This window comes from Dyella ginsengisoli (genome assembly GCF_044904665.1).
Lineage (GTDB): Bacteria > Pseudomonadota > Gammaproteobacteria > Xanthomonadales > Rhodanobacteraceae > Dyella_A > Dyella_A ginsengisoli.
This window is the reverse complement of record NZ_JADIKM010000003.1, coordinates 121442-148291: the sequence shown is the minus strand read 5'-3', so window position 1 is coordinate 148291 and position 26850 is coordinate 121442. Positions and strand designations below refer to the sequence as shown.

Here is a 26850-nt window from a genome sequence, read left to right as displayed (position 1 = left end):
CGATTCCTCGCGCGGCCGGCAGGGTCAACCTACAGCTGGCGCCAGCCTTCGAACACTTCCTCACGCGCGATGCGCCCGTCCCGCATGTGGAACACGTGCAGCAGGCGCAGCTCGGCGCGCGAGCCGATCGGCACGGGCGCGTTGGTCACACCGTCACCGGTGATGCGCAGGCGCACCAGGCATTCGTCCACCACGCGCTCGGCGGTGGCGAAGCGATCCATCGGCACGACCTCGATTTCGGCCATCGAGGCAAACATGCGCAGGTAGTTGTCGCGGATCGCCGACAGCGTGTCGAAACGCAGGCCGCGGCCGGGAATCTCCAGTACCGCATCGTCGGTATACAGCGCCATCACGCTGTCCGGGTCGCGCGCCTCGTCGCGCATGTGGCGGTCGACCGCCTCGAGGTTGCGGGCCACCGCGTCGGTGGCGGGCTGCAGTAGGGCGTTCATTGAACTCTCCATTTAGTCAGTCTTGCTGACTATATTGGACAGACAAACTGACTATGCGTCAACATGACCTATGGCCAAGACCAGCTACCCCGACCAGCAACGCACCCTCGGCAGCCTGCTGCGCCTGCCCTACCAGGAGCTGCAGGACGCCGTTTACGGCGCTCTCGCCAGCCATGGCTTCGCCGATCTGCGCACGGCGCACAGCGCGGTGTTCCGGCATCTTGATCCTGACGGCACCCGCCTGACCACGTTGGCCGAGCGCGCCGGCATGACCAAGCAGAGCATGGCCTACCTGGTGGATGCGCTCACCGAATCGGGCTATCTGACGACCGCCCCCGATCCGCACGACGGCCGCGCCAAGCGGGTACTGCTGACCCGCCGGGGCGACAAGGCCATGGCTGCGCTGATTGCTTTGAGCGCGCAGTTCGAGCAACGCCTGGCCGAGCGACTGGGCACAACCAAGATGACGCGCCTGCGCGCCCTGCTGGAAGAAGTGGCGCAGGTGCTGGAGTCGGAGTCGCCTCGCGAGGAGGCCTGACGCCGGCCTGCAAATCGTGAATGCGCCTCAGGGCGAGGAGGCGTTCTTGCAGCCGCGGGCACAATCGAACCAGGCGGCGGCGTGCGGGTAATCGAGCGTCATGCGGAAGTGGCGGAACACGTTGCCGCCGATCGCGCCTTCCGGCGGCCTGTCCATCATCTGCGCCATGTATTGATGGAAGGCGCGGTCCGGCCGTTCGGTGAACCACACCGGGCCGACGCGCCAGCCGGCGATCACCAGCGCGGGCACCTCGATCAGCCGGGTCGCGTGCGCCGGTCCGCCCAGGTCGTCGCCCTTGGCCACCACCCGCCAGTCGGGGTGCGCCGCGTGCCAGCGCTCGAGCTGGCCGGTGGTGATGTAGCTGGTGACGCCCTCGCCGTGCACCGTGTCGGTGCCGGACGCCTGCTTGCCCGCGGCGGTGGGGTGCGCGGTGGCGCCGGTGTCGAGCAGGAAATCGAGCGGTCGGCCATCGACGCTCGCGACGATGCGCGGGAAGTACAGATCGATGCCCGGCCCGGCGTTTTTCCGGAACCCCAGGGGGGCGGCGTGGGCCCTGCCGGACGGCTTCCAGCCGGTGCCTTCCGCCACGAGGCGGTGGGCCGGGTAGTCGAACGTCCAGGTTCCCCTGCCCAGGTAGGCCGCACCCAGCTGTCCGTCGAGATCGAAGGGCAGCTGGTTGACCATCACCGAGCGGCCGCACGGACCGTTCGGCGACGGCAACCCCTGGCCCGGCGCGAACGTCGGCGCGGGCGCCACCTGGATCGATGCATCGGCCTTGCACGGCGACGGGCTCAGATGCAGGCGCTCGGCCGCCTTCGCCGTGATCCAGTACATGCCGGCAGCGCCGCCTCCGCCGGTATCCACCAGCAGGCGCAGCGGCTGGCCGCCGGCAGTGCGTGGCGTGGCATAGAAATGCCCCGCCTGGTAGTCGGTCGGCACGACCTGGGTAGTGGCCGCCGCGGCGGCAAGCAGGAATGCGAACATGGTGGCGCCCTCCGTGGGATCTGCGCGGCGATCATGCGCGCCGTGCCGCCGTGCGGCATGGGCCGAAAGTGCCGGCGGACGTGGCGGCCGTCGCCAAGCGCGACCGGGTGCGCTACAACACGGGGCTTGCCGACCGAAGGGGAAACTCCATGCCGATCCGTTCCGCGTTCCGCGCGCCGCGACGCCCTGCCCGCATCGCCACGCTGGCGCTTGGGCTGTCCCTGGGCCTGCTGGCCGTCGCACCGGCCTACGCAGCCGACGGCGCGCCAGCGCGCATGCAACGCGAGGCGCAGGCGGTGACGATCACCCGCGACGACTGGGGCATCGCCCACGTGCACGGCCGGACCGATGCCGACGCGGTGTTCGGCATGGCCTACAGCCAAGCCGAGGACGACTTCCCCCGAGTGGAAACCAACTACCTGCTCTCGCTCGGGCGCATGGCCGAGGCGAAGGGCGAGTCGGCGATCTGGCTGGACCTGCGCCAGCAGCTGTTCATCGATCCGGTGGCGCTGAAGAAGCTCTACGGCCAGAGCCCCACCTGGCTGCGCAAGCTGATGGACGCCTGGGCCGACGGCCTGAACTACTACCTCGCCACCCATCCCGACGTGCACCCGCAGGTCATCACGCATTTCGAGCCGTGGATGGCGCTCTCCTTCACCGAGGGCAGCATCGGTGGCGACATCGAGCGGGTGGATCTCAAGCAGTTGAAGGACTTCTACGGCCAGAGCGCCGACGCGCCACTGGCGCAGGTGGAGACGAAACCCAGCTGGGTCGAACCGACCGGCTCCAACGGCATCGTCATCGCGCCGAAGCTCGCCGCCGACGGCCACGCGCTGCTGCTGATCAACCCGCACACCTCGTTCTTCTTCCGTTCCGAGCTGCAGATGTCCAGCGACGAAGGGCTCGACGCCTACGGCGCGGTGACCTGGGGCCAGTTCTTCATCTACCAGGGTTTCAACAAGCACGTCGGCTGGATGCACACCTCGACCGGCGTCGATGCGGTGGACGAATTCGCCGAGACCATCGTGCGCAAGGACGGCAAGCCGTTCTATCGCTACGGCAAGGAGCTGCGCCCAGTCACCACGCGCGACATCACAGTGTCCTACCGCACCACGGACGGCACGCTGGCCAGGCGCACCTTCACCGCGTACTTCACCCATCACGGTCCGATCGTGCGCAAGGGCGGCGAAAAGTGGATCGCCGAGGCGCTGATGAACACGCCGATCCCCGCGCTGGAACAGAGCTGGCTGCGCACCAGGACGCACGACCTGGCCAGCTACATGAAGGTGGCCGAGCTGAAGGCCAACTCGTCCAACAACACGCTGTTCGCCGACGACAAGGGCGAGACGGCCTTCCTGATGCCGCAGTTCGTGCCCAAGCGCGACAACCGCTTCGACTACACGAAGCCCGTCGACGGCAGCGATCCTGCCACCGACTGGCACGGCCTCACCCCGCTCGACCAGCTGCCGCAGGTGGTGAACCCGTCCAACGGCTGGGCCTTCAACACCAACGACTGGCCCTACTCCGCCGCCGGCCCCAACAGCCCGAAGCAGGCCGACTTTCCGCGCTACATGGACACCTTCGGCGAGAACCCGCGCGGCCTGCACGCCACGCGCCTGCTCACTGGCGCGAAGGACGTGACGCGCTCGTCGCTGATCACCATGGCGTTCGACTCATATCTCCCCGCGTTCGCGCGCCAGCTGCCGGTGCTGATCCGCGACTACGACGCGCTGCCGGCGAGCGATCCGCTGAAGATGAAACTGCGCGGCCCGATCGCCCTGCTGCGGACATGGGACTACCGCTGGGGCATCGCCTCGATGCCGACCACGCTGGCGGTGTTCTGGGGCGACACGCTGTGGGACGAGGTGAGCAAGGCGGACACCGCCGAAGGCCTGTCGATCTACGACGTGATGGCCGAGAAGGCCGGCCCGCAGCAACGCCTGCATGCGCTCGCCGAAGCGGTGGACCGCCTCGAGCACGACTTCGGCCAGTGGGGCGTGCCGTGGGGCGAGGTGAACCGCTTCCAGCGCCTCACCGGCGACATCCAGCAGCCGTTCGACGACGCCAAGCCGAGCATCCCGGTGCCGTTCACCTCCTCGCGCTGGGGCTCGCTGGCCTCGTTCGGCGCGCATCGCTGGCCGGGCACCAAGCGCTACTACGGCACCAGCGGCAACAGCTTCGTGGCGGTGGTGGAGTTCGGACCGAAGGTGAGCGCCCGCGCGATCACCGCCGGCGGCGAAAGCGGCCACCCGGACTCGAAGCACTTCAACGACGAGGCCGAGCGCTACACCACCGGCAACCTGCGCGAGGTGTACTTCTGGCCTGAGCAGCTCAAGGGCCACACCGAGCGCAGCTACCACCCGGGCGAGTGAAGTCGCGCGAGCAAAGCCGGCGCCTCCCGCGGCAGCCGCGGGAGGCGCCCGGCGTCAGCTCTCGCGGCGGAACACTCGGCGAAACAGCGCCATCACCGCGATGCTCGCGGCGCTTAAGCCGCCAAACATCAGGATCTCGAACGGCCACAGGTTGTGCGAGGTGGCATCTCGTGCCACGCCGACGACGATGTTCAGCACCGTCCACGCCATCAGCGCGGCGGGGATCGCCGCCAGCACGCGCCACCCGCCGCGCCAGCGCCACAGCGCCCACGCCGGCGCGACCAGGCCAACCAGGCCGATGGCGAACATCGCCAGCATGAATACGCTGAAGAAGGCGACCGTCCCCGCGCTGATCGGCTCGCTCGCTGCGGCCTGGCGGGGGACCTGCTGCTGCGCCTTGTCGCGCGCACGCAGCTGCTGCACCCAGTCGGGCAGCGTCTCGTCGGCCACCGGATCGAAGCCGCCGGTGAGGTGCACCGGATAGGTCGCCACCACCGGCGTATGATCCACGCGGCCGTCGCCGGCGGTGATGCGGATCTCGTCCACCTCGTCGCCCGGCTGCATGAAGAAGAACCAGCCCAGCGCCTCGCCCTCGCCGCGGTAGCGCGCCGACGGGTTGCTGCCGGCTTTCGCCGGCTCGCCGTGGAAATACGGGCGGATCCAGATACCCACCGGCGTGTCGCTGCGGTAGGCCAGGTGCAGGTAGAAGTTCTGGTTGCGGCCGAGCGTGAGGTCATCGCCCTGCGGCCAGGTGTCGGTGACGGTCACCGTGGGCGTCGGTGTGGCGTCCTGGGCGCGGGCGCCGCGCGAAGGCCACAGCAGCGTGAGCGCCAACAGCAAGGCGAGCGTTGCGGCGATCGGAACAAGTCTGCGCATGTGTGCCTTCCCCATTGTGCGGGCGCAGTCTAGTCAATGCTGGCGCATCCTTGTCATCGCGCCGGGCGGGGTGCGCCCTATGATGGCCGCGACGCGTTTCCGGGAATCGCCATGACCTCGCGCATCACCTGCCCCACGCTCGCCGCCCGCGTCACCGACGCCGAGCAGGCCGCCACGCACATCCGGCCCGGCATGACCGTCGGCATGAGCGGCTTCACCGGCGCGGGCTACCCCAAGCAGGTGCCCCAGGCGCTGGCGACGCAGATCGCCGCGGCACACGAGCGCGGCGAGCGCTTCGGCATCCGCATGCTCACCGGCGCCTCCACCGCGCCGGAGCTGGACGGCGTGCTGGCGCGGACCGGCGGCATCGATTTCCGCCTGCCCTACCAGTCCGACCCCGAGCTGCGCGAGCGCATCAACCGCGGCGAGATCGACTACATGGACATCCACCTCGGCCACGTGGCGCAGTTCGCGCGCTCGGGCTTCTTCGGCCCCATCGACGTGGCGCTGATCGAGGTGGCCGCGATCCGGCCCGACGGCGCGCTCGTGCCGTCCACCTCGGTGGGCAACAACGCCACCTGGCTGGAACTGGCCGACACGGTGATCCTCGAGGTCAACGCCGATCAGCCGGCCGGGCTCGAAGGCATGCACGACATCGCCAGCTGCCCGGCGCCGCCGCACCGCCCACCGATCCCGCTCACCACGCCCGGCCAGCGCATCGGTGAACCCTACCTGCGCGTGGACCCTTCGAAAGTGGTGGCGGTGGTGGAAACGCATGGGCCGGACCGGCTCACCCCGTTCGCGGCACCCGACGACGCCAGTCGACGCATCGCCGGGCACCTGGTCGAGTTCTTCCGCCACGAGGTGGCGCGCGGTCGCCTGCCGGCGAATCTGCTGCCGCTGCAGTCGGGCGTGGGCAACATCGCCAACGCGGTGCTGGAGGGTCTGCGCGAAGGCGGCTTCGAGCAGCTCACCGCCTATACCGAGGTGATCCAGGACGCGATGCTGGGGATGATCCGCGACGGCCTGATCACCACCGCCTCGGCCACCGCGCTGTCCTTGAGCCCCGCCGGCGTGGCGGATTTCGTGGCACGCATCGACCACTACCGCCAGCGCATCGTGCTGCGCCCGCAGGAGATCTCCAACCACGCCGAGCTGATCCGCCGACTCGGCTGCCTTGCGCTCAACGGCATGGTGGAGGCGGACATCTACGGCAACGTCAATTCCACCCACGTGGCCGGCACGCGCATCATCAACGGCATCGGCGGCTCCGGCGACTTCGCGCGCAACAGCTTCATCGCCTGCTTCATGACGCCGAGCACGGCCAAGGGCGGCGCGGTGTCGACCATCGTGCCGATGGTCAGCCACGTGGACCACACCGAGCACGACGTGTCGGTGGTGGTCACCGAACAGGGCCTGGCCGACCTGCGCGGGCTGTCACCGCGGCAGCGCGCGCACGCCATCATCAAGCACTGCGCGCATCCGGATTTCCGCCCGCAGCTGCAGGACTACGTGGACCGCGCCTACCTGCACAGCCGCGGGCTGCACACGCCGCATCTGCTGCCCGAGGCGCTGTCGTGGCACCAGCGGTTCCTGGACACCGGCAGCATGCGGGTCTGATGGGTTCTCAGGCGGCGACCGGCAGCGCCCGCCGCATCGCGCGGCGTTCGCGCAGGCGCAGGAACGGCCGCTCCACCCACATATGCAGCGCGCTGCCCAGCGCCAGCGCAGCGAGGGCATACACCGCGAAGATCGCCACCCCGTGCAGGCGATCGCCCAACGCGACCTGCACCAGATGGAAGGCGATCTTGTGGCTGAGATACAGGCTGTAGGAGATGCCGGCGATCCATGCCGCACCCGGCACGCGCACGCGCCCGAGCGCGCTGACCGGCCCCGCCGCCGCCAACACCAGCAGGCCGATGCCCGCCGACAGCAGCGGCCAGCCGATCGCGTTGGGCAGCAGCGCCACGCGATCGCGGAACAACACGAATGCTAAGGCGATCACCGCCAGCCCAGCCCACATAGTCACCGTGGCGTGCGCCTGCGCGCGCGTCCACAGCATCGGGCGGAACGCCTTGAGCGCGGCCAGCAGCACGCCGGCCAGCAAACCATCCAGCCGCGCCCAGGTGGGAAAGTACAGATCCTCGATGTACCAGTTGCGCGGCGGGTCCAGCGCCGTGTCGTGCAGCCACAGCGCCGTGCGCAGCGCGATGCCGCCCAGTACCAGCAGCAGAGCTACGCCCGCCAGCGCCTTACCGGAGCGCTGCCGCGCCAGCGCCATCGCCAGCAGCGGGAACAGCAGGTAGAAGTGTTCCTCCACGCACAGCGACCAGGCGTGCGAGAACGCCGGCTGCGCCCTGTAGTCGATCAGCAGGTTCAGCGTGAACGTGGCGAACTGCCACCACGGCGCCAGGCCATCGAATTCGCGCAAGGCCGGCACGAACACATACAGCGCCAGCGCCACCGCGAACGCGGGCAGGATGCGATACGCGCGCCGCCGGTAGAAATCGATCAGGTCCAGCCGCTCGCCGCGCGCCAGCGGCGCCAGCACCTGGCTGCCGATCAGGAAGCCGCTGAGCACGAAGAAGATGTCCACGCCCACCCAGCCGTAGCGCGACAGCCAGTCGAAATGCGGCCCCAGCCCACCGACCACCCAGGAGTGGAACAGCATCACCCAGACGATGGCGGCGGCGCGCAGGGTGTCGAGGCCGGGGAGTCGTTGCATGGGGTCCGTTCCGTCGAAGGCAAAGGCGGCAGCATGCGGGGAAAGCGGCGGGCGAAGCCATGGTGGGGTTGTGGCGGGATGCGGGCGGATTTTGGATGGCGAGGACGTGGGCAGCCCTTCGACTCCGGCGCTGCGCGCCGAAGTCGAAGGGGGCGGACGCAGCGTGCAGTGTGCCTGCGCATGAAACACACACCCATCAGCGCACTTCCGCCGTCTCGTTCGCCGCCTACCCAGGTTTCGCCGGATCGCAGCCAACGCAGCCCTTGAGCACGGGCACCGCTTTCACATCGCGCGGGCTACTGCAGCCGAAAACGCCGTGGATCGGGTGGCACCTCCGGCGGCAGCGCGAGAATCCATTGCGCCAACTCGCGCGCCTGCGCCGGGGGCACCGCGAGGTTCGGCATCACGCCGCCCCATGGCCCCACTCCGCCGCGCGTGATGAATGACGCCACCGTGTCCTGGGCACCGTGCTGTCCGCGATAGCGCCATGCGACCCAGACAAACGCCGGACCCACACCACCCGCATGCAGTGCGTGGCACGAGCTGCACCCGTACTGATCGAGCGCCGCGGGCGCATCGACCGGAGCTTCCTCGCGCGGTCGCCCCATCATGCCGTGCATGCCTCGGTGCATGCCCTGGTGCATGCCCATGGACTGTCCGGCGTGCGCTCCGTGCCACCACCCGGTTCCCGCACCGGTCACGCCGGCCCACGCGGCCAGCACGACAAGAATCAACACGAACAAGGCGAGGTATTTCATGGGTCGGCCTGCTGACGGTGGGCGCCCGACATCTGCCCCCCGCTTCTACGCCAAGCCATTCACGGCAACAAGCACCACAACCGTGACCGCCGCGGATCGGATACCACGCGCCCCAGGGCGTCACCCGGCCTTAACGCACCTTCTCGCCGAGGCACCGGCGTGCGAGACGGTGAACGCGTCGCGCCTTGGTATTCCGTCGCGCCGCACGGGCGGGATCCACGCGCCGTGCCGGTCGCGACCTCGCCACGCGATGGCCGGCATCGACGTCGAGGGAGCCTGGCCGCGGTCTGCCACCGCAGGGCGGTCCGGCGGCAGCTCGCTCCGCGAGTCGCACGACCGCCGCGCGAGCGGATGTCGCCGGCCCCGCCGCCGGGATCGGCGGATTCCTAGCGCACCCCCACCGTCCCGTTCGCCGCCTGCACCAGCTTTGCCGGGTCGTAGCCCACGCCGTCCTTGAACACGGTCACCACCTTCTCGATGTCCTTGATGTTCGCCGCCGGGTTGCCGTCGATCAGCACGAGGTCGGCGGCCTTGCCCGGCTCGATCGAGCCGATGCTCTTGTCCTCGCCCATGAAGCGCGCGCCGTTGAGCGTGGCGATGCGGATCGCCTCTAGCGGAGTGAACCCCGCTTCCACCAGCAGTTCCACCTCGCGCTGGTCGCCGTAGCCGGCGATCACGCCGCCAAAGCCGGTGGGATCGAGCCCGGCCAGCAGCGTGCCGCCGGCCTGCACGAAGGCGCGCTCGAAATCCATCTCCAGCTTGAACAGCGCAGGCCACGACGAGTTCTTCTGCGCGGCGATGCGCTCGCGCGTGGCGAGGTATTCGGTGCGCGTCTGCGGCAGCATGGCGTCGAGCACGCGCTGATCGACCGGCGCGCGCCCGGGCACGAAGGTTTCGAACACCGGCAGCGTCGAGGTTACGGCCACGTGCTTGTCCACCAGGTGCCGGATGAGCTTGCGGATCTCGGGACTTTCCACCGTGAGCGTGGCCAGGTGCGCGGCAGCCTCCTTGGTATCCGGACAAACGTCGGGCTGCTTGCCGTCGGTGAATTCGGTATCCACCACGAGGCCGTGTTCGAGATCGTCGATGCCCAGGTCCGCTGCTTCGGTGAAGCCGATCGAGCACAGGTGGCCGGTGACGGTGATGCCGCGCGCATGCGCCGCCGCGATCGCCGCCGACAGCTCGGCGCGGGCGATGTGCATATAGGCCTTGAACGAGGTGGCGCCCTCGTCCATCCAGTACTCGACCGTGGCGCGCGCGTCATCGGCGCCGGTCAGCTCGTGCATCTGCGGGGCGAAGCTGCCCTTGCCCTCCAGGTACGGACCGGTGGTGTGCATCTTCGGGCCGGGAATCCGGCCGGCGTCGATCGCCTTCTTCAATTCAAGATCGGTGTACGGCTCGGTGCTGCCCGTGGTGCGGATGGTGGTGACGCCGCCGGCCAGGTAGAGCTTGGGAAAGCTCGACGCCTGCTCCGGGTACATCGCTTCCTTCGCCGCCGGGTTCACCTTGGGCGCCGGATAGAACATGTGGTCATGCATGCCGACGAGGCCGGGGATCAGGCTCTTGCCGCTGCCGTCGATCACCGTCGCCGCTTTCGGCAGCGGCACGTGCCGGCCCAGCGCGGCGATGCTTCCGTCCTTCAGCAGCACGGTCTGGTTGTCGCGCGGCGCCGCGCCGGTGCCGTCGATCACCCGCACATGAGTGATCGCGATCAGCGGCTGCGCCTGGCTGACGAAGCTCCGAGTCTGCGGCGACAGCGTGACCGATGCTGCAGCGCCGGATACCGCCAGCAGCGTGCAGCCGAGCAGGGGCGCGCAGGCCAGAGCGGCGCCACGATACGCCGCGATACGACGGTTCATGATGATTCCCCCGATGGACCAGCCGCGATTGAGGCACGGAACCGGCACCACGGGATAGGGCCAGCGCAGCAATGTCGCTGCAGAATGTGGACGTCAGCGGGCGTGCAGCGACGTCTCCTGGCTGCGCCGCCAGGTGGCCGGCGGCGCGCCGTACTCACGGCGGAACGCGCGGCTGAAGGCGGTATCGGTGCGATAACCCACGTCCTCGGCGATCCGTGCCAGCGGCACGTTGCTGCGACAAAGCAGGTTGGCCGCCAGCAGCATGCGCCACTGCATCAGGTACTGCATCGGCGAGCTGCCCATCAGCTGGGTAAAACGTTCGGCCAGCACCGAGCGCGAGGTGCCCGCGGCGCGGGCCAGTTCTTCCAGCGTCCAGGCGTGCGCGGGCCGCTGGTGCAGGGCATTCAGCGCACCGCCGACGATGCGGTCGCCCGCCGCCGCCAGCCAGCCGGTGCGGCCGGCACCCTGCTCGTGCATGGTCAGCCGCAGCACCTCGATGAACAGCAGTTCGGCCAGCTTGGCCAGCACGCCCGCGCCGCCCGGGCGCGGCGAGCGCGCCTCGGCAATCGCATAGCGCAGCGAGGCCTCCAGCCACGCGCCGGCATTGCCGCCGCGCACGTTCACCCGCACCACCGGCGGCAGGCCACTGAGCAGCATGCGCGCCAGCCGCGCATCGCAGGCGAGGTAGCCGCACACCAGTCCGGTGGGCTGGCCGCCGCCGCCGTGCAGCAGCTTCAGCGGACGGCGCGCCAGCACCTCCTGCAGTCGCGCACCGCGCGGCGGCGCGAGGCCGGGCTCGGAAGCCATGCGGTGCGCGTGACCCTGCGGGAACATCACCACGTCGCCGGCGGCCAGACGCAGCGGCGCCTGCCCGGCCAGCTCCACCACGCACTCGCCGTCGGTGACCAGGTGGAAGATCACCACGCGCTCGGCGTGCGGTTCCAGCAGCGGCGCGGCGGCATCGGCGTGCGGCGACTGGTAGCACCACGGCGCGGTGAAGCGCGCGTTGATGAAGATGGCGCCGACCAGGCGCACCGCGCGCAGGGTTTCGGAGAGCGCGTCCATCACGCGGCGTCGATCTGCCAGTCCAGCGGCAGCGCGTGCTCAACGGCGGCCGGCACCGGCGAGCAGTTGCGGCTGCGCTGCACCAGCGCCTGCAGGGTTTCGGCCGGCACGCCGGTGGCGCGCAGGTGCACGCGCATCTGTACCGCGCACGGCGCCGACGGCACCGGCGAACCGTCGGGCGCGTGCATGCCCAGCAGGCCGCGGGTATCCGAGCGGCTGTCGGCACGCACTTCCAGCTCGGTCAGCTCGATGCCGCAGGCAGCCGCCTCCATCGCGATGCGTGTGGCCGCGCAGGCCGCGAGCCCGGCGCGAAACAACCAGCCCGGCGTCACCTGGTCGCCGGTGCCGCCCAGCTCAACCGGCATGTCGGTGAGCAACTGCGTGCCATTGACGTGGTGGCAGGCAATGCGCGCATCGCCTTGCCAACGCGCGACGGCGCCGGCGTCGTCGTGCAGGCCATGCCCCGGGCGGCGTTGCAGCACGTCACGCATGCGCTGCATGGCTGCGGCCATCTGCTGTGTCGTCATGCGTCGACCCTCCGGCGTGCCGGCCGATTGTGGGCGCTTGTCCCGGCAGCGCCAAGTGGCGGCCGGCACGGGGCAGATCGCGCGGACGCGCAGGCAGGAACCGCGGACGCCGGGGCAATCACCACACGGCGCCGGACGCGCGGGCAGCCCGGCGGGACGGGCGGACAGGACGCCCCCTCGTTGCGACGCGCATCGTCCGCAACAGGGCATTCCGCCCCCGAAGGAGAGACATCATGCCGTTGATCAACGTGAAGCTCATCGAAGGCGTGTTTTCGCCCCAGCAGAAGGCGCAGATCATTCGCAAGCTCACCGACGCGATGGTCGAGGTGGAGGGCGAGGCGATGCGCGCCGTCACCTGGACGGTGATCGAGGAGGTCCGCAGCGGCGACTGGGCCATCGGCGGCAAGCCTTTATCCACCGGCGACGTCAAGGCACTGGCCGCCATGCCCGTCACGCAGCCAGCCTGACCCGGGTGCGGCGCCCGCCGGGCGTTCTCAGGCGCTGGCGGGGATCGCCAGGCCGCGCTGCACGGCCGGCCGGGCCAACACCCGGTCCAGCCAGGCCGCCACGTGCGCATAACGGTGGAACTGCACCAGCTCGCGCGCCTCGTAGAAGCCGATCAGGTTGCGCACCCAGCCGACGGTGGCGATGTCGGCAATGGTGTACTCGTCGCCCATCAGCCAGGTGCGGTCGTCCAGCCGCGTGTCGAGCACGCCGAGCAGGCGCTGCGATTCGGCCACGTAGCGCTCCAGCGGCCGCTTGTCCTCGATCTCGCGGCCGGCGAATTTGTGGAAGTAGCCGACCTGGCCGAACATCGGCCCGATCGCTGCCATCTGGAAGAACAGCCACTGGATGGTTTCCCAGCGCTGCGCCGGATCGGCGGGAATGAACTTGCCGGTCTTGTCCGCCAGGTACATCAGGATGGCGCCCGATTCGAACAGGCCCAGCGGTTCGCCGCCGGGGCCGTCGGGATCGATGATGGCCGGGATCTTGCCGTTCGGGTTGAGCGCGAGGAACTCCGGCAGCTGGCTCTCGTTCGCCATGATGTCGATGCGGTGCACTTCGTAGGGCAGTCCGGTCTCCTCCAGCATGATCGACACCTTGACCCCGTTCGGCGTGGCCAGCGAGTAAAGCTGGAGACGCTCCGGATGCTGCGCCGGCCAGCGCTGCGCGATCGGGAAGTCGGAGAGTCGGGACATGGAAGGCTCCTGGGGAAAAGCCGACAGCCTGCCAGAACTGCTGCAGCCGCGGCGTGACCCATCGCGCGGCGCCGCTACGGCTGCAAGGCCCTGACCAGCATCGGGCCGACCTCGTGGGCACGGGCGACGCGACGGACATCCCCGGCCGGGTCGAGCGGTGGCGGCAGGCGCATGTCGCGCACCAGACGCATCCGCTGCAGTCCGCGCTGGTAGTGCAGGCCGACGCGCCCGACCATGTAGCCGGGGTGGCCAAAGTCGTCCGGACCGAAATCGTCCGGACGCGTGGTGACCGGGCCGGAAGGCAGTCGACCGAGAAAGAGCTGGTCCACGGCATTCGCGCGGTAGTGCTGGCGCTGCGGGTGGCTGTGGATGTCCACGCCCGTGGCAAGCATGCCCACCGGACAGGCATTGGTCACCGGACTGGCGACGTGCGCGCCGATGGTCAGCAGCATCGTTCCCCACTGCGTGCCTTCGGGCGTGCGGCAGAGGTTGCCGATCGCCTCCACGCCATGCTCCTGCGTCCACGCGCGCAGCACGTAGGCGACGCGCACCGCGAAGCCGTCCATGCCGGCGGGCGTGTCCGGTGCACGCAGTTCGCCGATCCGATACACCGGCACCTCGTGCCCCCGCACCGTGGCATGGGCCACGACTGTCCTGTCGTCCGCGTGCGCACGCCATGACAGCAGCGCAGCCAGCACCACGACGCCCACCTGCATGATCCGACGCATGTCCCGCATGGCGTGTTCCTCCTGAAGTGCCACCCAGCGGCCGCGCGGCGCGCAGCCGCCCGTCACGCCCGCTCGGACGGGCATGCATGGATGACGTGATGGATCGACCGGACGCGCCCTGGCGACCCGGTCCCGTGTCAGCCCGGCAGTGCCGCTGCATGACATGGCACCCATCCTGGACACGCCACCCGCCGGCGGCGAGCGCTACGCGACGGATGCGCGGAATCGGCGACGAAGCCCGCCGCCTGCGGGACGAATACGCGGCGCCGGTCAGCCCCGCAGGTGCCGAGCAGTGATGCCCGCGCCAGCAGCAGCGACTCCGGCAGGTGTGCCCTGCGCCACGATGCACCCGCCCTCGTCGCCCGCACCGGGGCCGAGGTCGATCATCCAGTCGCAGGCGCGGATCACGCGGCGATCGTGCTCGACCAGGATCACGCTGTGCCCGGCCGCGACCAGCCCGTGCAGTTGCGCCATCAGCCGGTCGACGTCGGCCGGGTGCAGGCCGGTGGTGGGCTCGTCGAGCACGTACAGCGTGTGGCCGCGCGCCTGTCGCTGCAGCTCGGTGGCCAGCTTGATGCGCTGCGCCTCGCCGCCGGAGAGCTCCGTCGCCGGCTGGCCGAGCCGCAGGTAGCCCAGGCCGACATCGCGCAACGTGGCGAGCGAGCGCGCCAGCGCCGGCACCTCGTCGCCGAAGAACCCCGCCGCGTCGTCCGCGGTCAGCGCGAGCACCTCGGCGATGTGGCGTCCGTTCCAGGTCACCGCCAGCGTGTCGTCGTTGTAGCGACTGCCGCGGCAGGCCGGGCACGGCGCGTACACCGACGGCAGGAACAGCAGGCCGACCGAGACGAAGCCCTCGCCCTCGCAGGTGACGCAGCGGCCCTTGGCCACGTTGAAGGAAAAGCGGCCGGCATCGAACTTGCGCCGGCGCGCTTCCGGCGTGGCGGCGAACAGCTTGCGCACGTGATCGAACAGGCCGGTGTAGGTGGCCAGGTTGGAGCGCGGCGTGCGGCCGATCGGCCGCTGGTCGACGGTGACCAGCCGGGTCAGCTTGTCCATGCCCTCGACGATGCGGCCGCCGGCCGGCGCCACCGTCTCGCCAGGCAGTTCGTCGCCCTCTTCTTCCGCCGCCGGCGCTGCGCCCAGTGCGCGACCGACCAGTTCCACCAGCGCCTGGCTCACCAGGCTGGACTTGCCGGCGCCGGAGACGCCGGTGACCGCGGTCATCACGCCCAGCGGAAACGCCACGTCCAGCCCGTCGACGTTGTTGCGCGTGATCGCTTCGAAGCGCAGCCAGCCGGAAGGTTCGCGCGGCGTGCGCGCCGCCGGCTTCGCTTCATCGAATACGTAACGACGCGTCTCGGATGCCGCGCAATCGGCGAGCCCGGCCAGCGGCCCGGCGTACAGCACCTCGCCGCCCTGCGTGCCGGCGCCGGGGCCGATGTCGACCAGCCAGTCCGCCGCGCGGATCACCTCCAGCTCGTGCTCCACCACGAACACCGAATTGCCGCCGGCCTTCAGGCGCGCCAGCGCGCGCAGCAGGGCCTCGGTATCGGCCGGGTGCAGGCCGGCGGACGGCTCGTCCAGCACGTAGACCACGCCGAACAGCTGCGCCTGCAGCTGCGTGGCCAGCCGCAGCCGCTGCAGCTCGCCCGGCGACAGCGTGGGCGTGCTGCGTTCCAGGGACAGGTACCCGAGGCCGAGCTCGACCAGGGTGTCGATGCGCGCACCGACGTCGGCGACGATGCGCGCGGCGACCAGCGCCTTTTCCGGATGCCCGTCGTCGCGCGTGGACATGCCATCCAGCGTGGCGCGCAACTGCCGCGCCAGCTCGCGCAGCGGCAGGCCGGACGCATGGGCGATGTCGTGTCCGCCGAAGGTGACCGACAGCGCCTCGGGCCGCAGCCGCCGGCCACCGCAGGCCGGGCAAGGGCGCGCCACCATGTAGCGCGCCACGCGCTGCTTGATCGCCGCACTCTCGCTCTGCGCGAAGCTGTGCATCACGTAGGCGCGCGCGCTGACGTAGGTGCCCTTGTAGTTGCACGGCTCGCCGCGCGCGTAGGCCGCCTGCGCAACGTCGGGCGCCACGTCGCGGTAGACCGGCACCACCGGCTGCTCGTCGGTGAACAGGATCCAGTCGCGCTGCTCCTGCGGCAGCTCGCGCCACGGCCGGTCCACGTCGTAGCCCAGCGTGGTGAGGATGTCGCGGTAGTTCTTGCCCTGCCAGCCCTGCGGCCAGCAGGCGACGGCGCGCTCGCGGATGCTCAGCGACGGGTCCGGCACCATCGAGGCCTCGGTGGCGTCGAACACCTTGCCCAGGCCGTGGCAGTCCGGGCAGGCACCGGCCGGCGTGTTCGGCGAGAACGCGTCCGACTCCAGCAGCGCCTGTCCCGGCGGGTAGTCGCCGGCGCGCGAGTACAACATGCGCAGCGCGTTGGAGAGCGTGCTCAGGCTGCCGACGGTGGAACGCGTGCCGCCGCCACCGCGGCTCTGCTGCAGGGCGACGGCCGGCGGCAGGCCGTCGATGCGGTCCACCGCCGGCACGCCGGCCTGCTCGATCAGCCGCCGCGCGTACGGCGCCACGGACTCGAAATAGCGCCGCTGCGCCTCGGCGTAGATCGTGCCGAAGGCCAGCGAGGACTTGCCCGACCCGGACACCCCGGTGAACACCACCAGCGCATCGCGCGGGATGTCCACGCTGACGTTCTTCAGGTTGTGCTCGCGCGCACCGCGCACGCGCACGCAGCCGTTGTCCGCCTCGTCCATGCCGGCGGCCGTCACGCGACAGGGCTCCGCGAACGGTCGATGGAGCGACAAGGGAAAGCGGACATCGGCAACATGCGCGGCACTCGTGGCAAACGGAATGCACCGCCTCGATCTGGAGCGGACCGACGCGGTGGATCGCCAAGTGTACGCAGGCACTCCCGCCGACGGGTCTCCCCCGTGGCCGGTCAACCCGCCGCGTGCATGCGGCGGATGCGCACCGTGGCGCCGCCTTCGAAGCGCACGACGAAGGTGGAGCCTTCGTGCGTCTGCTGCACTACCGGTACGGCCTGCGGCGGCTTCGCCTCGAGCAGCGTGCGATTGGCCGCGGCCTCCTGTCCGCTCGGGTACAGCGTCATCGGCGGACTGAACGCTTCGAACGACTGGAACCACAGGGCACAGGCGTCGCATGCCCGCACGATCTCGGGCATGCGCTGCAGCCAGATGAAGTACTTGTTCTCGTGCTTGATCCAGATCCGGTTCGGCGCGTGCTGGATCGGCCCGTTGCCGTCGGCCATGCCCACCGCGCCATCGACGTTCCACACCCGCACGAGGTGGGCCATCCGGCAGTCCGCCGTGGCGCACTCCTGCACCACCAGGTATTCGTTGTCCGCCAGCCGCAGCGGCTGCACGCTGAGGATGTCGTCCTTGACCATGGCCTCGGCGGGGAACACCACCTGCGGCATGCGTGGATCGACCCTGAAATCCCCGGAAATCACATAGCCGCCGTAGCTCTTGGTGTACGGGGCGGTGACGGTGACCCCCGGGAGGGTCGGCCCGGTTTGCGCGTGGGCGATTGCAAGAACGCCCCACACCAGTGCGGCAAGGGCAACGCGGGTTCCGCTGGGCATGGCGACTCCTGTCTGCGTCCGTCGACGGTCTGACGCTCCGCGCACGTTACGCCAAGGTGCATGCACGGGCCAGTGGATGCCCGGCGGCAACCGCCGCCGGCGTGCCAGGCCGGCAAGCGTGAACTGCCGCACAGTTCGACGCGCAACAGGTCGCCAGACGGCCATGGAAAAGATGTATGGACGTCCATCCGTCACGTTCATGCGCTAGCTTGCTCTCCACTACCCAACCGACATGCCGCAGCCGCCATCGCCGCCGGTGCCCATCCTGCCCCGGCGTGACCCGGCAGTCGGACAATCTGCCGTTGCAAGCCACACATTCAGGGGGAATGTCATGCTTCGTCACTCGTTGCGGGTTCGCCTGCTGCTGCCCGTGCTCGCTCTGGTGCTCGCCGTGGTCGTCGCGGCCACACTGGTCCTCGCCACTACCGAAGCCAGTCGCGTGAGGGCAGAAGCCGCCACCGCCATCGACCGGCAGACCAGCGCCCTGCAGAGCCTGTTCTCGGTGACTCGTTCGATCATGCTCGAACGCGTGCATAACGCCATGCGGCTGCTGCGCAGGGAGGGTGATGCGATCGGCCAGGCCAGCGTGGGCGGCCAAATCACCGTGCCCGGCCACGATGGCCCGGTGAACGACCTGGTGCTCGGCAAGACGCCGCAGGGCAACCGGTTCGAGCTGGTGGACAGCGTCACCGCCACCATGGACGGCACGGCCACGCTGTTCTCCCGCACTGGCGACCAGTTCGTACGCGTATCCACCAACGTCAAGAAGGACGACGGCAGCCGCGCGATCGGCACCATCCTCGACCCCAACGGCCCGGTGATCGCGCAGATCCGCAAGGACGAAAGCTTCTACGGCGTGGTCGACATCCTGGGCAATCCCTACGTGACCGGCTACGAGCCGATGTATCCGGCCGGTGGCTCCAGCGCCATCGGCATCTGGTACGTGGGCTACAAGACCGACCTGGAATCGCTCGATCGCGTGATCAGCCAGAGCCGCGTGCTCGATTCGGGCTTCATCGCGCTGTTCGACTCCAAGAGCAAGCTGCGCTTCCATTCCAAGACGGGCGCCACCACCGATCCGGCGATCATGGCGAAGATCGTCGCCACTGCCCCGGCCGATTGGGTGATCACCCGCCAGGAAGTGCCGGACTGGGGGTTCACGCTGGTGTCGGCGTACCCCAAGAGCGACGTCAACCACGTGATCTTGCGACAGTCGCTGTGGATCGGCGCGATCGGCCTGCTGGTGTGCCTGCTGCTGCTGGGCCTGCAGTCGGCGCTGATCTGGAGCCGCGTGCTCAAGCCGGTGCAGCACCTCACCGCGGTGGCCGAGGAGCTGAGCCTGGGCAAGTGGAACCACACGATCGACGAGGTCAACCTCAAGGACGAGATCGGCACGCTGGCGCGGGCGATCGCCCGTCTCTCCAACAGCGTGCGACTGGCGATGGATCGACTGAGCAAGCGTTGAGGCACACTGCCCCCACGCACGCTCGAACTCACAGAGGCACACCGGCATGGCCAACGAGTTCCGCCCGCTGATCGAGATCCTGCGCGACCTCAAGGCGCTCGCGCTGCAGAAGGCATCGGGCTTTTTCTTTGTCGTCACCGAGGACAACCACTCGTGCACGATCCGGCTGCGCAGCGGCCAGATCGAGGATGTGGTGTTCAGCCGCCACCGCAGCGACGAGGCGGTGCAGCTGCTGGCCAAGGTACCGGCCGGCCGCGCGCGCTTCCAGGCCGACCCGGCCGCGGCGGGCACCGCCCGCGTGTCACTGGGCGAGGCGTCGCTCAGCTGGCTGATGGGCGGCTTCGAAAAGAGTCCGGCGGTGGCCGCGGCCACACCGGCGGCGCCCCGCGCGGGCACCGTCAACGTCAACGTGCAGGGGCTCTCCGAGGAGCAGCGCGCCACCATCGAGCGCATCGCCCTCAACTATCTCGGCCCGATCGCCGCCCTGCTCTGCGACGAAGCACTCGGCGTACCCGGCAGCATCGACCGCGCGCTGGTGCAGATCGCCTCCAACCTGCCCGCGCGCGACCAGGAAGACCAGTTCCTGGCCGAGGCACGGGCCGCGCTGGGCCTGCACGCCTGATCGACCGGCGTGCCCGCGGGCGCGACAATGGCGGCCCGTCCCGACGGCACGTGCCATGACCTCCTGGACCGATACCCGGCTCACCCGACTGCTCGGCATCGAGCATCCCGTGCTGCTCGCCCCGATGGCCGGCGCGGCGGACGAGACGCTGGCGATCGCCGTGGCACGTGCCGGCGCGCTGGCCGCACTGCCCTGCGCCATGCTCGATGCACCGACGGTGGCCGCCCAGGTCGGCCGCTTTCGCGCGGCGGTGGATGCACCGCTGCAGCTGAATTTTTTCTGCCACGAGTCGCCGCCGGACGATCCCGCGCGCGATGTGCGCTGGCGACAGCGGCTGGCGCCCTACTACGCCGAACTCGACCTGCCCCCTGATGCCACCCTCTCGACCGTGCAGCGCAGGCCGTTCGATGCCGCCGCCTGCGCCGTCGTCGAGCAGTTGCGGCCGACTGCGGTGAGCTTCCATTTCGGCCTGCCCGCGCCCGACCTGCTCGAACGCGTGCGCGCTGCTGGCGTCTGCGTGATCGGCTGCGCCACCACGGTGCGCGAGGCACGCTGGCTGCAAGCGCGCGGCTGCGATGCGATCGTCGCGCAGGGGTTCGAAGCGGGCGGCCATCGCGGGATGTTTCTGGACGAATCGCTGGACAGCCAATGTGGTCTGTTCGTGCTGCTGCCGCAGGTGGTCGATGCCGTGTCCGTGCCGGTGATCGCCGCCGGCGGCATCGGCGATGGCCGCAGCATGGTGGCGGCACTCGCGCTGGGTGCAGCGGGCGTGCAGCTGGGCACGGCCTACCTGCTCAGCGACGAGGCACGCATCAAGCCGGCGCACCGCGCGGCGCTGCAGTCCGAACGGGCGGCCGACACGGCGGTCACCAATCTGTTTTCCGGACGTCCGGCACGCGGCATCGTCAATCGCCTGATGCGCGAACTCGGCCCGCTGTGTGCCGACGCCCCCGCCTTTCCCCGCGCGGGCGAGGCGCTGGCGCCGCTGCGGGCGCGCACCGAACCGGCCGGGCGCGACGACTTCATGAACCTGTGGGCCAGCCAGGGTGCGCCCCAGGCGCGCACCGGGTCGGCCGAGGCGATCACCCGCGCGCTGGTGGCCGACGCGCTGCAGCGGCTGCCTCGCAGCAGCTCGCGCGCGGACTAGCGCTTGCCCGTGCGCTTGCCTGCGCCCTTGCCGGATGCACGCTGTTTCGGCAGCGGCAGGGCGGCGGCCGTGGCGCGCAACAGCTGGCGCAGCCGATCGCCGTCATCAAGCACGGCGTCCATGCGCCAGTACATCTTCGCCCCCGGGTACGGCGGCGCCTCGTCGACCTCGTCGAGCAGGGCGCGGCCGGCGGCGGTGGGTTTGACGAACAGCATGTTGTCGCACACGAAAGCCACCACGCGCTCATCCAGGTACAGCGCGTACTCGCCGAACATCCGGCGATACGACAATGCGGCGCCGAGGCCGGCCTGCTCGCACACGTAGTCGACGAAATCCTGGTCCGATGCCATCGCGGTTCCTTCAGCGGAGCTGCCCGGAGATCACCTGGTGGCGGCGTCGAGCGGGCTGGGCGCGCAGCCTTGCGTCTGCACGCTGTAGCTGATGCCGGCGATGCGCCAGCCGGAAGCGTCGCGGGTCATCGCGAAGCTGTCGATGCCGCAGTGGGAAAGCTTGCCGTCCAGATGGAAGTCGTACGGTGCCCACACCTGGGCGAGATTCCCCTGCACCAGCACCTGCGGCGACCAGATCCGCTCGCGCCAGTCGCCCTTCTGCGTGCCCAGGGTCTTGAGGAACTCGCTGTCGCGCTCCATCAGCACGCGTCCGTCCGGGCGAAGCACCACGAAGCTCGCGCCCGGCACCAGCAGCTTGCGGGCGGCGGCCACGTCGTGCGCGGCCATGGCGTCGAACAGCGCGTCCACCGAAGCCAGCACCTCGCGCTGCGCCTGCTCGTGCTGCGACGGCGCGGCAGGGACGGCCGCCTGCGCAAGCGAGCCGAAGGTCGTGAGTGCAAGCAGGCCGATCGCACGCAAGGAAATGGGGGAGAAAGTCATGCTCGACACTCCGTAGGCAAGTTCCGCCAGCATGGCGCGAACTCGGGACGATCGCATGTGAGGCTCGTCATGGCCCACCGGCCGGATACCGGCCAAGCGCGTGACGGCGCCTTGAGGTCGGCTCCCCGCGTACCCATGCCAGTGAGGCTCCCTCTTCCGCCAGGACCTCCCATGCGAACCTTCGGCAAAGCCGCCCAGGGCGAACGACTTGAACGACTGCGTTCGCTGCCGCTGTGGGACGGCGAACGACTGCGCAACGTGCACCCGATTTTGCCGGGACTTCGCGACGCCGGCGCGGCCAGGCCGTCCGCGCGCGATCTCCTGCGTGGCGATCCCAGCCGCATCCCGCCGGCACCACTGGCGTCAGTGGATCCGCGCGCCGGTTGGAGCAAGCCACCAGCCAGCGGCCTGCGCGCCACCTGGCTGGGCCACTCCACCGTGCTGCTCGAGATCGACGGCTGGCGCGTGCTCACCGATCCGGTGTGGGGCCAGCGCGCCTCGCCGTTCACCCTGCTCGGCCCGAAACGTTTCCAACCGGTGCCGATCGAGCTGCGCCAACTGCCGCCGGTGGACGCCGTGGTGATCTCGCACGACCACTACGACCACCTCGACTACCCCACCATCCGCGCACTGGCGAAATCGCGCGTGCCCTTCATCACCTCGCTCGGCGTGGGAGCGCATCTGGAAGCCTGGGGCATCCCGCCGGAGCGCATCACCGAGCTGGCGTGGTGGGAGAGCCACCGCGTGCCGGGCACCGGGCTCACCGTGACCGCCGCACCCTCGCAGCACTTTTCCGGGCGCGGCCTGACCAGCCGCAACTCCACCCTGTGGTCGTCGCTGGTGCTGGCCGGCGAGCGCCACCGCGTGTTCTTCAGCGGCGACACCGGGCTAACCACCGAGTACGAGAGCATCCGCGACCGGCTCGGCCCGTTCGACCTGGTGATGCTGGAAGTCGGTGCCTTCCACCCGGCCTGGGGCGACATCCATCTGGGCCCGGCCAACGCGCTGCAGGCGCACGGCCTGCTCGGCGGCGGCGTGCTGATGCCGGTGCACTGGGGCACCTTCTCGCTCTCCACCCACGCCTGGGACGAACCGGTGGAAACCCTGCTTTCGCTGGCTGATCCGGCCCAGGCGCACCTGCTGCTGCCGCGACTGGGCGAACCGCTGGAACCCGCCGAACGACGGCCGGCCCGGCCGTGGTGGCGCAACCGCAGCGACCTGGAAGCGAAGCGCACCCCGCCACGGGAAACCCGATCCGAAGATCCCGTCGATCCAAAGGAAGAACAACTGCCTTGGCCGCTTGATTGACAGATCGCCAGGATGGCCCGAGCCGCTGACGCGGTGGAGCCGACCCGCAAGCGGCAACGCCCGCGCAAGGCGAACAGGAGACTGATGGGGGCTCCGGCAAAGGAGTGCTCCATGGCGGCCAGCCACGCTCACCCATGTACGTTGGTTAGTAGTTCTGTTCTGCCCGCAGAGCCGCCTATACTCGGCGACGAACACTGTCGTCGCAGTGTTCGTCATGACGTCTATCGCAATCAGACATGGAGCGTTTCATGGATATCCGCATCACGGCAGTCCCCAGCCGTAACCCCGCACGCTGCCCATGGCGTGTACCTCTCAGCCTCATCCTGCTCGCCGCGGGGGCAACCCTCGGCAACGCGGTCTTCGCACAAGCCACCAGCACGCACATCTTCGGATGGGGCCCGGCCGGGCAGCGCGTGGTCGTCAAGAGCGCCACCGGCCTCAAGCGCACGACCGCCGTGAACGATCACGGCCGCTACGCCTTTCGTTCGCTTCCCATGGGGGTCTACACGGTGTCGCTGATGAAGGGCGACACGGTGGTCGACACGAGGCCGAACATCCCATTGACCATAGGTCGCGGCGCCGAGGTGGATTTCGCCTGCGACAAGGACCAGTGCGCCGCCTCCGCCAACTGAGTCGGGCAACCTGGCCCGATTTCATCGCGCAACGCCCATCGATTGAGACAACGCCGAGCGCACAGGAAGGGGATTCAGCCACATCACGCTGAATCCCCCTTCGCACGCGGCTGTTCGGGCACCGCATATCTATGACGGGATTGCGTTCGATCCGCGGCGCCCCATCTCTGCGCGTATTACCCATTTCAGGAGCGGATCCATGACCGTCCAGACCGAACGCGCCGTCCTTGCCGGCGGCTGTTTCTGGGGCATGCAGGAGCTGGTGCGCCACCAGCCCGGCGTGCTGTCCACCCGCGTGGGCTACTCCGGCGGTGACGTGCCGAACGCCACCTACCGCAACCACGGCACGCACGCCGAAGCGATCGAGATCATCTTCGATCCGGCCGTCACCAGCTATCGCGCGCTGCTGGAGTTCTTCTTCCAGATCCACGACCCCACCACGCGCAACCGCCAGGGCAACGACGTGGGGCTCAGCTATCGCTCGGCGATCTACTACACCAGCCCCGAGCAGAAGGCGGTGGCCGAGGACACCATCGCCGACGTCGAGGCCTCCGGCCTGTGGCCGGGCAAGGTGGTGACCGAAGTGGCACCAGTGGGCGATTTCTGGGAAGCCGAACCGGAGCACCAGGACTACCTGCAGCACTACCCCAGCGGCTACACCTGCCACTTCGTCCGCCCGGGCTGGAAGCTGCCGCGGCGCGAGCGCGCCTGAGGCGGGCGGGAGCGGATCGGCGTTTCGCTCTCCGCCGCCGCGCCGTTGGCCGTGACAAAATCGGCGCCCGCTGCGTGCGCCGATTCGGCGGCGTCACGACAGGCAAGGGACGAACGCCATGGAACTCGTATTCACCAAGGGAACCGGCAAGCACGACCGGATGGACGTGATCCGTCACGGTGCGCCTGTCGAGAGCATCGACTGCCCCAAGCAGGGGATCATCCCGCACGACATGGTGCATTACGCGGTGGAGAGCACCCTGCATCGGCGGGGTTTCATCGGCCGCGTGCTCGAAGGCGAGGCGGCATCCTTCCAGATGCAGGGCGACGCCCAGAGTGACGGCGTGGAACGGCTGGTGGAGGTGTTCCAGGCCGACGGCTGGTCCGGCTGGAACAGCTCGCCGGCGGACATGCTGGATCTCTACCTCGTCACCTGCCGGGCACGCGAGTGCGCGCCGTTGTCGGTGCGAGCCGAGGATATCGAAGCGGTCCGCGGCAGGCTGCTCGAACTGACGGAACGGTGGCAATCGCTCGCCGCGGGCGCATCGCTGACGCTGGCGTTCGAACCGTAATCGCCCGCGCGCCGCAGTGCTCAGCTGGAATGGTCGAGGATGATCTTCCAGCCCGCGTCGGTCTTCTCCCACAGCAGCGAGTACACGCCGTCATCCTGGGCCACGCTGCCGTGCGCGGTGCGGTCGAGATGGAAGCGGCCGGTGACGGCGGCGTAGCGCACCGCGCCGTCGGCACCCGGCAGCAGGCGCACGTCGATGCCGGAAAAGGTGAGCCGGCCCATCTGTTCCTTGGTCGCGTAGTGCGCGCGGTAACTGGCGAGGATGTCGCGATAGCCCTTGCGTACCGAACTGCCCACGAAAGTGGTGTCCGGCGCGTCCTTGTAGCCGTGCATGAAGGTCTCGACGTCGCCGCGATTCCACGCCGCCTGCTGCTCGGCCATCACCTGGCGGATCGCGGCGGCATCGTCCAGAGGCGCTGCCGCCTGGGCAAGGCCCGCAAGGCTGAGCCACATCACGGCCGTCAGCAGCAGGTGGAACGAACGAGACATGGCAGGCTCCGGCGATGGCGTGGTCGGACATCTTACAGATGGCGATAGTCACCGACACCCAAGGTACCCCTCACCCAGCCCTCTCCCCCGAGCAGGCTCGGGGGAGAGGGCTAAGGCAGACGGCGCGACACGACCTCGAAGCCCGCGCTTTGCTCCCTCTCCCCTGAACAGCTCCATCGTTCGGGGGAGAGGGTTGGGGTGAGGGGGAGGCTTTTCGCTTTGCGGCCACAACCGTCACGCGGGAGAGCCACCGTCATCCAAAGCCCCTCACCCACCCCTCTCGTCCGAGTAGGCTCGGGGGAGGGGGCCAGAGCGGACGGAGCGATGCAGCCTTGAAGCTCACTCCTCGCTGCCTTTGCCCCGAGCGGCTCCGCCGATCGCGTCCAGTGCTGCCATCGCCGTGGCATCCAGACGAATCTCCGCCGCCACGAGGTTTTCGCGTAGGTGCGCGCGCGACGACGTGCCCGGGATCAGCAACACGTTCGACGCGCGGGCGAGCAGCCAGGCCAGCGCCACCTGCATCGGCGTGGCACCCAGATGTTTCGCCACGTTCGACAGCGTGTCGGACTGCAGCGGAGTGAAGCCGCCAAGCGGGAAGAACGGCACGTAGGCGATGCCGAGGCGGCCGAGCTCGTCGATCAGCGCGTCATCCGCGCGGTGCACCAGGTTGTAGTGGTTCTGCACGCAGACCACCTTGGCGATGCCGCGTGCCTCGTGGACCTGGCTTGCGGTGACGTTGCTCAGGCCCAGATGGCGGATCAGCCCGCGCTGCTGCAGTTCCGCCAGCGCGGTGAACTGCGGCTCGATCGAACCTTCGGCAGGCGCATGCACGTCGCCCATGATGCGCAGGTTCACCACGTCGAGCGTGTCGACACCGAGGTTGCGCAGGTTGTCGTGCACGGCGGCGACCAGTTCGGCCGGTTGCTGGGCAGGATTCCATGAGGCATCGGCGCCGCGCACCGCGCCGACCTTGGTCACGATCACCAGCTCGTCGGCATACGGATGCAGCGCCTCGCGGATCAGCTCATTGGTGATGTGCGGACCATAGAAATCGCTGGTGTCGATGTGGTCCACCCCGCTGGCCACCGCTTCGCGCAACACGGCCAGCGCCTCGGTGCGATCCCTCGGCGGACCGAACACGCCGGGGCCGGCCAGCTGCATGGCGCCGTAGCCCAGGCGATGGACGGCACGACTGCCGAGGGCGAAGCGGCCCGCCTGCTTCAACTGGATCATGGTGTTCTCCGATGGCAGCGGCCGGAAGGCCGCGATGGAGGGCACTGTACGCGCCGGCCCGCTGAACGATAATCCGGTGCAATCGGCACGG

Annotated in this window: 27 protein-coding genes; 11 read left to right on the top strand and 16 right to left on the bottom strand. The window is 69.5% G+C overall.

The genetic code is table 11. The annotated features are described in order from the left end of the window. Nucleotides 1-29: 29 nt before the first annotated feature. Nucleotides 30-449 carry a nuclear transport factor 2 family protein gene (locus ISP17_RS10695; RefSeq protein WP_404632942.1) on the bottom strand — a complete coding sequence of 140 codons (420 nt, stop codon included), beginning with the start codon at nucleotides 447-449 and terminating at the stop codon, nucleotides 30-32. Nucleotides 450-519: 70 nt separating this feature from the next. On the opposite strand from ISP17_RS10695, the gene ISP17_RS10690 reads away from it, so the two are divergent. Beyond that, nucleotides 520-987 (top strand): MarR family winged helix-turn-helix transcriptional regulator, encoded by a 468-nt coding sequence (locus tag ISP17_RS10690; RefSeq protein WP_404632940.1) that lies wholly within the window; start codon nucleotides 520-522, stop codon nucleotides 985-987. Between the two features lie 27 nt (nucleotides 988-1014). Here ISP17_RS10690 and ISP17_RS10685 read toward each other — a convergent pair whose 3' ends face one another. Then, on the bottom strand, nucleotides 1015-1971 hold the full coding sequence (locus tag ISP17_RS10685; RefSeq protein ID WP_404632938.1) for a hypothetical protein: 957 nt from the start codon (nucleotides 1969-1971) through the stop codon (nucleotides 1015-1017). 149 nt (nucleotides 1972-2120) lie between these two features. Between ISP17_RS10685 and ISP17_RS10680 the strand changes: the two genes are divergently transcribed. Next, a complete protein-coding gene (locus ISP17_RS10680) occupies nucleotides 2121-4343 on the top strand; it encodes a penicillin acylase family protein (protein ID WP_404632936.1) in 2223 nt (740 codons plus the stop codon). A 54-nt stretch (nucleotides 4344-4397) separates the two neighbouring features. Here the strand turns inward: ISP17_RS10680 and ISP17_RS10675 are convergent, their stop codons facing one another. Then, the gene (locus ISP17_RS10675; protein ID WP_404632934.1) at nucleotides 4398-5219 is read right to left on the bottom strand and encodes a hypothetical protein; all 822 of its coding nucleotides are present in this window, start codon (nucleotides 5217-5219) and stop codon (nucleotides 4398-4400) included. Between the two features lie 111 nt (nucleotides 5220-5330). Here ISP17_RS10675 and ISP17_RS10670 point away from each other — a divergent pair, with 111 nt between their 5' ends. After that, nucleotides 5331-6839, top strand: coding sequence for an acetyl-CoA hydrolase/transferase family protein (locus ISP17_RS10670; protein ID WP_404632932.1), 1509 nt, complete (start codon nucleotides 5331-5333; stop codon nucleotides 6837-6839). 7 nt (nucleotides 6840-6846) lie between these two features. On the opposite strand, the gene ISP17_RS10665 is transcribed toward ISP17_RS10670, so the two are convergent. The 5 genes from ISP17_RS10665 to ISP17_RS10645 all read right to left on the bottom strand — a co-directional run bounded on the left by ISP17_RS10665 (nucleotide 6847) and on the right by ISP17_RS10645 (nucleotide 12153). Further along, complete coding sequence (locus ISP17_RS10665) at nucleotides 6847-7944, bottom strand: acyltransferase family protein (RefSeq protein ID WP_404632930.1); 1098 nt, start codon at nucleotides 7942-7944, stop codon at nucleotides 6847-6849. A 296-nt stretch (nucleotides 7945-8240) separates the two neighbouring features. After that, a complete protein-coding gene (locus tag ISP17_RS10660) occupies nucleotides 8241-8702 on the bottom strand; it encodes a c-type cytochrome (protein ID WP_404632928.1) in 462 nt (153 codons plus the stop codon). 386 nt (nucleotides 8703-9088) lie between these two features. Further along, the gene (locus ISP17_RS10655) at nucleotides 9089-10561 is read right to left on the bottom strand and encodes an amidohydrolase family protein (protein ID WP_404632926.1); all 1473 of its coding nucleotides are present in this window, start codon (nucleotides 10559-10561) and stop codon (nucleotides 9089-9091) included. Nucleotides 10562-10654: 93 nt separating this feature from the next. Continuing rightward, the gene (locus ISP17_RS10650) at nucleotides 10655-11626 is read right to left on the bottom strand and encodes an AraC family transcriptional regulator (RefSeq protein WP_404632924.1); all 972 of its coding nucleotides are present in this window, start codon (nucleotides 11624-11626) and stop codon (nucleotides 10655-10657) included. Further along, entirely contained in the window at nucleotides 11626-12153 is a 528-nt protein-coding gene (locus tag ISP17_RS10645; protein WP_404632922.1) for an OsmC family protein, read from the bottom strand. The genes ISP17_RS10650 and ISP17_RS10645 overlap by 1 nt, the downstream gene beginning before the upstream one ends. 233 nt (nucleotides 12154-12386) lie before the next feature. On the opposite strand from ISP17_RS10645, the gene ISP17_RS10640 reads away from it, so the two are divergent. Beyond that, nucleotides 12387-12620, top strand: coding sequence for a tautomerase family protein (locus ISP17_RS10640; RefSeq protein WP_404632920.1), 234 nt, complete (start codon nucleotides 12387-12389; stop codon nucleotides 12618-12620). A gap of 27 nt (nucleotides 12621-12647) precedes the next feature. Here ISP17_RS10640 and ISP17_RS10635 read toward each other — a convergent pair whose 3' ends face one another. From ISP17_RS10635 to ISP17_RS10620, 4 genes are all read right to left on the bottom strand, one after another. Then, nucleotides 12648-13352 carry a glutathione S-transferase N-terminal domain-containing protein gene (locus ISP17_RS10635; RefSeq protein WP_404632918.1) on the bottom strand — a complete coding sequence of 235 codons (705 nt, stop codon included), beginning with the start codon at nucleotides 13350-13352 and terminating at the stop codon, nucleotides 12648-12650. Between the two features lie 74 nt (nucleotides 13353-13426). Further along, nucleotides 13427-14089, bottom strand: a complete 663-nt coding sequence (locus ISP17_RS10630) for a hypothetical protein (RefSeq protein WP_404632916.1) — start codon at nucleotides 14087-14089, stop codon at nucleotides 13427-13429. A 261-nt stretch (nucleotides 14090-14350) separates the two neighbouring features. Continuing rightward, the gene (locus ISP17_RS10625) at nucleotides 14351-16843 is read right to left on the bottom strand and encodes an excinuclease ABC subunit UvrA (protein ID WP_404634288.1); all 2493 of its coding nucleotides are present in this window, start codon (nucleotides 16841-16843) and stop codon (nucleotides 14351-14353) included. A 185-nt stretch (nucleotides 16844-17028) separates the two neighbouring features. Beyond that, entirely contained in the window at nucleotides 17029-17691 is a 663-nt protein-coding gene (locus tag ISP17_RS10620) for a hypothetical protein (protein ID WP_404632914.1), read from the bottom strand. Between the two features lie 331 nt (nucleotides 17692-18022). On the opposite strand from ISP17_RS10620, the gene ISP17_RS10615 reads away from it, so the two are divergent. Genes ISP17_RS10615 through ISP17_RS10605 form a run of 3 tightly spaced genes read left to right on the top strand, consistent with a single transcriptional unit; the run spans nucleotide 18023 to nucleotide 20925 of the window. Beyond that, on the top strand, nucleotides 18023-19156 hold the full coding sequence (locus ISP17_RS10615) for a Cache 3/Cache 2 fusion domain-containing protein (protein ID WP_404632912.1): 1134 nt from the start codon (nucleotides 18023-18025) through the stop codon (nucleotides 19154-19156). A 46-nt stretch (nucleotides 19157-19202) separates the two neighbouring features. Beyond that, nucleotides 19203-19778 carry a hypothetical protein gene (locus ISP17_RS10610; RefSeq protein WP_404632910.1) on the top strand — a complete coding sequence of 192 codons (576 nt, stop codon included), beginning with the start codon at nucleotides 19203-19205 and terminating at the stop codon, nucleotides 19776-19778. A 55-nt stretch (nucleotides 19779-19833) separates the two neighbouring features. Next, on the top strand, nucleotides 19834-20925 hold the full coding sequence (locus ISP17_RS10605) for an NAD(P)H-dependent flavin oxidoreductase (protein WP_404632908.1): 1092 nt from the start codon (nucleotides 19834-19836) through the stop codon (nucleotides 20923-20925). Here the strand turns inward: ISP17_RS10605 and ISP17_RS10600 are convergent. Beyond that, complete coding sequence (locus tag ISP17_RS10600) at nucleotides 20922-21275, bottom strand: TfoX/Sxy family protein (protein WP_404632906.1); 354 nt, start codon at nucleotides 21273-21275, stop codon at nucleotides 20922-20924. The two genes, ISP17_RS10605 and ISP17_RS10600, sit on opposite strands and share 4 nt — an antisense overlap. A gap of 30 nt (nucleotides 21276-21305) precedes the next feature. Further along, complete coding sequence (locus tag ISP17_RS10595) at nucleotides 21306-21815, bottom strand: DUF4440 domain-containing protein (protein WP_404632904.1); 510 nt, start codon at nucleotides 21813-21815, stop codon at nucleotides 21306-21308. Between the two features lie 171 nt (nucleotides 21816-21986). On the opposite strand from ISP17_RS10595, the gene ISP17_RS10590 reads away from it, so the two are divergent. The 4 genes from ISP17_RS10590 (at nucleotide 21987) to ISP17_RS10575 (ending at nucleotide 25038) form a co-directional block, all read left to right on the top strand. Next, nucleotides 21987-23123, top strand: a complete 1137-nt coding sequence (locus ISP17_RS10590; RefSeq protein WP_404632902.1) for an MBL fold metallo-hydrolase — start codon at nucleotides 21987-21989, stop codon at nucleotides 23121-23123. A 248-nt stretch (nucleotides 23124-23371) separates the two neighbouring features. Further along, entirely contained in the window at nucleotides 23372-23755 is a 384-nt protein-coding gene (locus ISP17_RS10585; RefSeq protein WP_404632900.1) for a carboxypeptidase-like regulatory domain-containing protein, read from the top strand. A 199-nt stretch (nucleotides 23756-23954) separates the two neighbouring features. Beyond that, nucleotides 23955-24467, top strand: coding sequence for a peptide-methionine (S)-S-oxide reductase MsrA (msrA, locus tag ISP17_RS10580; protein WP_404632899.1), 513 nt, complete (start codon nucleotides 23955-23957; stop codon nucleotides 24465-24467). A gap of 118 nt (nucleotides 24468-24585) precedes the next feature. Then, entirely contained in the window at nucleotides 24586-25038 is a 453-nt protein-coding gene (locus tag ISP17_RS10575; protein ID WP_404632898.1) for a hypothetical protein, read from the top strand. A gap of 20 nt (nucleotides 25039-25058) precedes the next feature. Here ISP17_RS10575 and ISP17_RS10570 read toward each other — a convergent pair whose 3' ends face one another. After that, nucleotides 25059-25526, bottom strand: a complete 468-nt coding sequence (locus tag ISP17_RS10570; protein ID WP_404632896.1) for a YybH family protein — start codon at nucleotides 25524-25526, stop codon at nucleotides 25059-25061. Between the two features lie 339 nt (nucleotides 25527-25865). Next, nucleotides 25866-26759: an aldo/keto reductase family oxidoreductase gene (locus ISP17_RS10565; RefSeq protein ID WP_404632894.1), complete on the bottom strand. Its 894-nt coding sequence runs from the start codon at nucleotides 26757-26759 to the stop codon at nucleotides 25866-25868. Between the last annotated feature and the right edge of the window lie 91 nt (nucleotides 26760-26850).

What these genes read in the sequence shown, in the direction of transcription:
- ISP17_RS10600 (WP_404632906.1), bottom strand. Translation starts at nt 21,275, where the DNA reads ATGGCATCGGACCAGGATTTCGTCGACTACGTGTGCGAGCAGGCCGGC.
- ISP17_RS10675 (WP_404632934.1), bottom strand. Translation starts at nt 5,219, where the DNA reads ATGCGCAGACTTGTTCCGATCGCCGCAACGCTCGCCTTGCTGTTGGCG.
- ISP17_RS10690 (WP_404632940.1), top strand. Translation starts at nt 520, where the DNA reads ATGGCCAAGACCAGCTACCCCGACCAGCAACGCACCCTCGGCAGCCTG.
- ISP17_RS10665 (WP_404632930.1), bottom strand. Translation starts at nt 7,944, where the DNA reads ATGCAACGACTCCCCGGCCTCGACACCCTGCGCGCCGCCGCCATCGTC.
- ISP17_RS10590 (WP_404632902.1), top strand. Translation starts at nt 21,987, where the DNA reads ATGCGAACCTTCGGCAAAGCCGCCCAGGGCGAACGACTTGAACGACTG.
- ISP17_RS10650 (WP_404632924.1), bottom strand. Translation starts at nt 11,626, where the DNA reads ATGGACGCGCTCTCCGAAACCCTGCGCGCGGTGCGCCTGGTCGGCGCC.
- ISP17_RS10655 (WP_404632926.1), bottom strand. Translation starts at nt 10,561, where the DNA reads ATGAACCGTCGTATCGCGGCGTATCGTGGCGCCGCTCTGGCCTGCGCG.
- ISP17_RS10625 (WP_404634288.1), bottom strand. Translation starts at nt 16,843, where the DNA reads ATGGACGAGGCGGACAACGGCTGCGTGCGCGTGCGCGGTGCGCGCGAG.
- ISP17_RS10635 (WP_404632918.1), bottom strand. Translation starts at nt 13,352, where the DNA reads ATGTCCCGACTCTCCGACTTCCCGATCGCGCAGCGCTGGCCGGCGCAG.
- ISP17_RS10615 (WP_404632912.1), top strand. Translation starts at nt 18,023, where the DNA reads ATGCTTCGTCACTCGTTGCGGGTTCGCCTGCTGCTGCCCGTGCTCGCT.
- ISP17_RS10575 (WP_404632898.1), top strand. Translation starts at nt 24,586, where the DNA reads ATGGAACTCGTATTCACCAAGGGAACCGGCAAGCACGACCGGATGGAC.
- ISP17_RS10610 (WP_404632910.1), top strand. Translation starts at nt 19,203, where the DNA reads ATGGCCAACGAGTTCCGCCCGCTGATCGAGATCCTGCGCGACCTCAAG.
- ISP17_RS10680 (WP_404632936.1), top strand. Translation starts at nt 2,121, where the DNA reads ATGCCGATCCGTTCCGCGTTCCGCGCGCCGCGACGCCCTGCCCGCATC.
- ISP17_RS10565 (WP_404632894.1), bottom strand. Translation starts at nt 26,759, where the DNA reads ATGATCCAGTTGAAGCAGGCGGGCCGCTTCGCCCTCGGCAGTCGTGCC.
- ISP17_RS10640 (WP_404632920.1), top strand. Translation starts at nt 12,387, where the DNA reads ATGCCGTTGATCAACGTGAAGCTCATCGAAGGCGTGTTTTCGCCCCAG.
- ISP17_RS10645 (WP_404632922.1), bottom strand. Translation starts at nt 12,153, where the DNA reads ATGACGACACAGCAGATGGCCGCAGCCATGCAGCGCATGCGTGACGTG.
- ISP17_RS10630 (WP_404632916.1), bottom strand. Translation starts at nt 14,089, where the DNA reads ATGCGGGACATGCGTCGGATCATGCAGGTGGGCGTCGTGGTGCTGGCT.
- ISP17_RS10570 (WP_404632896.1), bottom strand. Translation starts at nt 25,526, where the DNA reads ATGTCTCGTTCGTTCCACCTGCTGCTGACGGCCGTGATGTGGCTCAGC.
- ISP17_RS10660 (WP_404632928.1), bottom strand. Translation starts at nt 8,702, where the DNA reads ATGAAATACCTCGCCTTGTTCGTGTTGATTCTTGTCGTGCTGGCCGCG.
- ISP17_RS10685 (WP_404632938.1), bottom strand. Translation starts at nt 1,971, where the DNA reads ATGTTCGCATTCCTGCTTGCCGCCGCGGCGGCCACTACCCAGGTCGTG.
- ISP17_RS10695 (WP_404632942.1), bottom strand. Translation starts at nt 449, where the DNA reads ATGAACGCCCTACTGCAGCCCGCCACCGACGCGGTGGCCCGCAACCTC.
- ISP17_RS10670 (WP_404632932.1), top strand. Translation starts at nt 5,331, where the DNA reads ATGACCTCGCGCATCACCTGCCCCACGCTCGCCGCCCGCGTCACCGAC.
- msrA (WP_404632899.1), top strand. Translation starts at nt 23,955, where the DNA reads ATGACCGTCCAGACCGAACGCGCCGTCCTTGCCGGCGGCTGTTTCTGG.
- ISP17_RS10620 (WP_404632914.1), bottom strand. Translation starts at nt 17,691, where the DNA reads ATGCCCAGCGGAACCCGCGTTGCCCTTGCCGCACTGGTGTGGGGCGTT.
- ISP17_RS10595 (WP_404632904.1), bottom strand. Translation starts at nt 21,815, where the DNA reads ATGACTTTCTCCCCCATTTCCTTGCGTGCGATCGGCCTGCTTGCACTC.
- ISP17_RS10585 (WP_404632900.1), top strand. Translation starts at nt 23,372, where the DNA reads ATGGATATCCGCATCACGGCAGTCCCCAGCCGTAACCCCGCACGCTGC.
- ISP17_RS10605 (WP_404632908.1), top strand. Translation starts at nt 19,834, where the DNA reads ATGACCTCCTGGACCGATACCCGGCTCACCCGACTGCTCGGCATCGAG.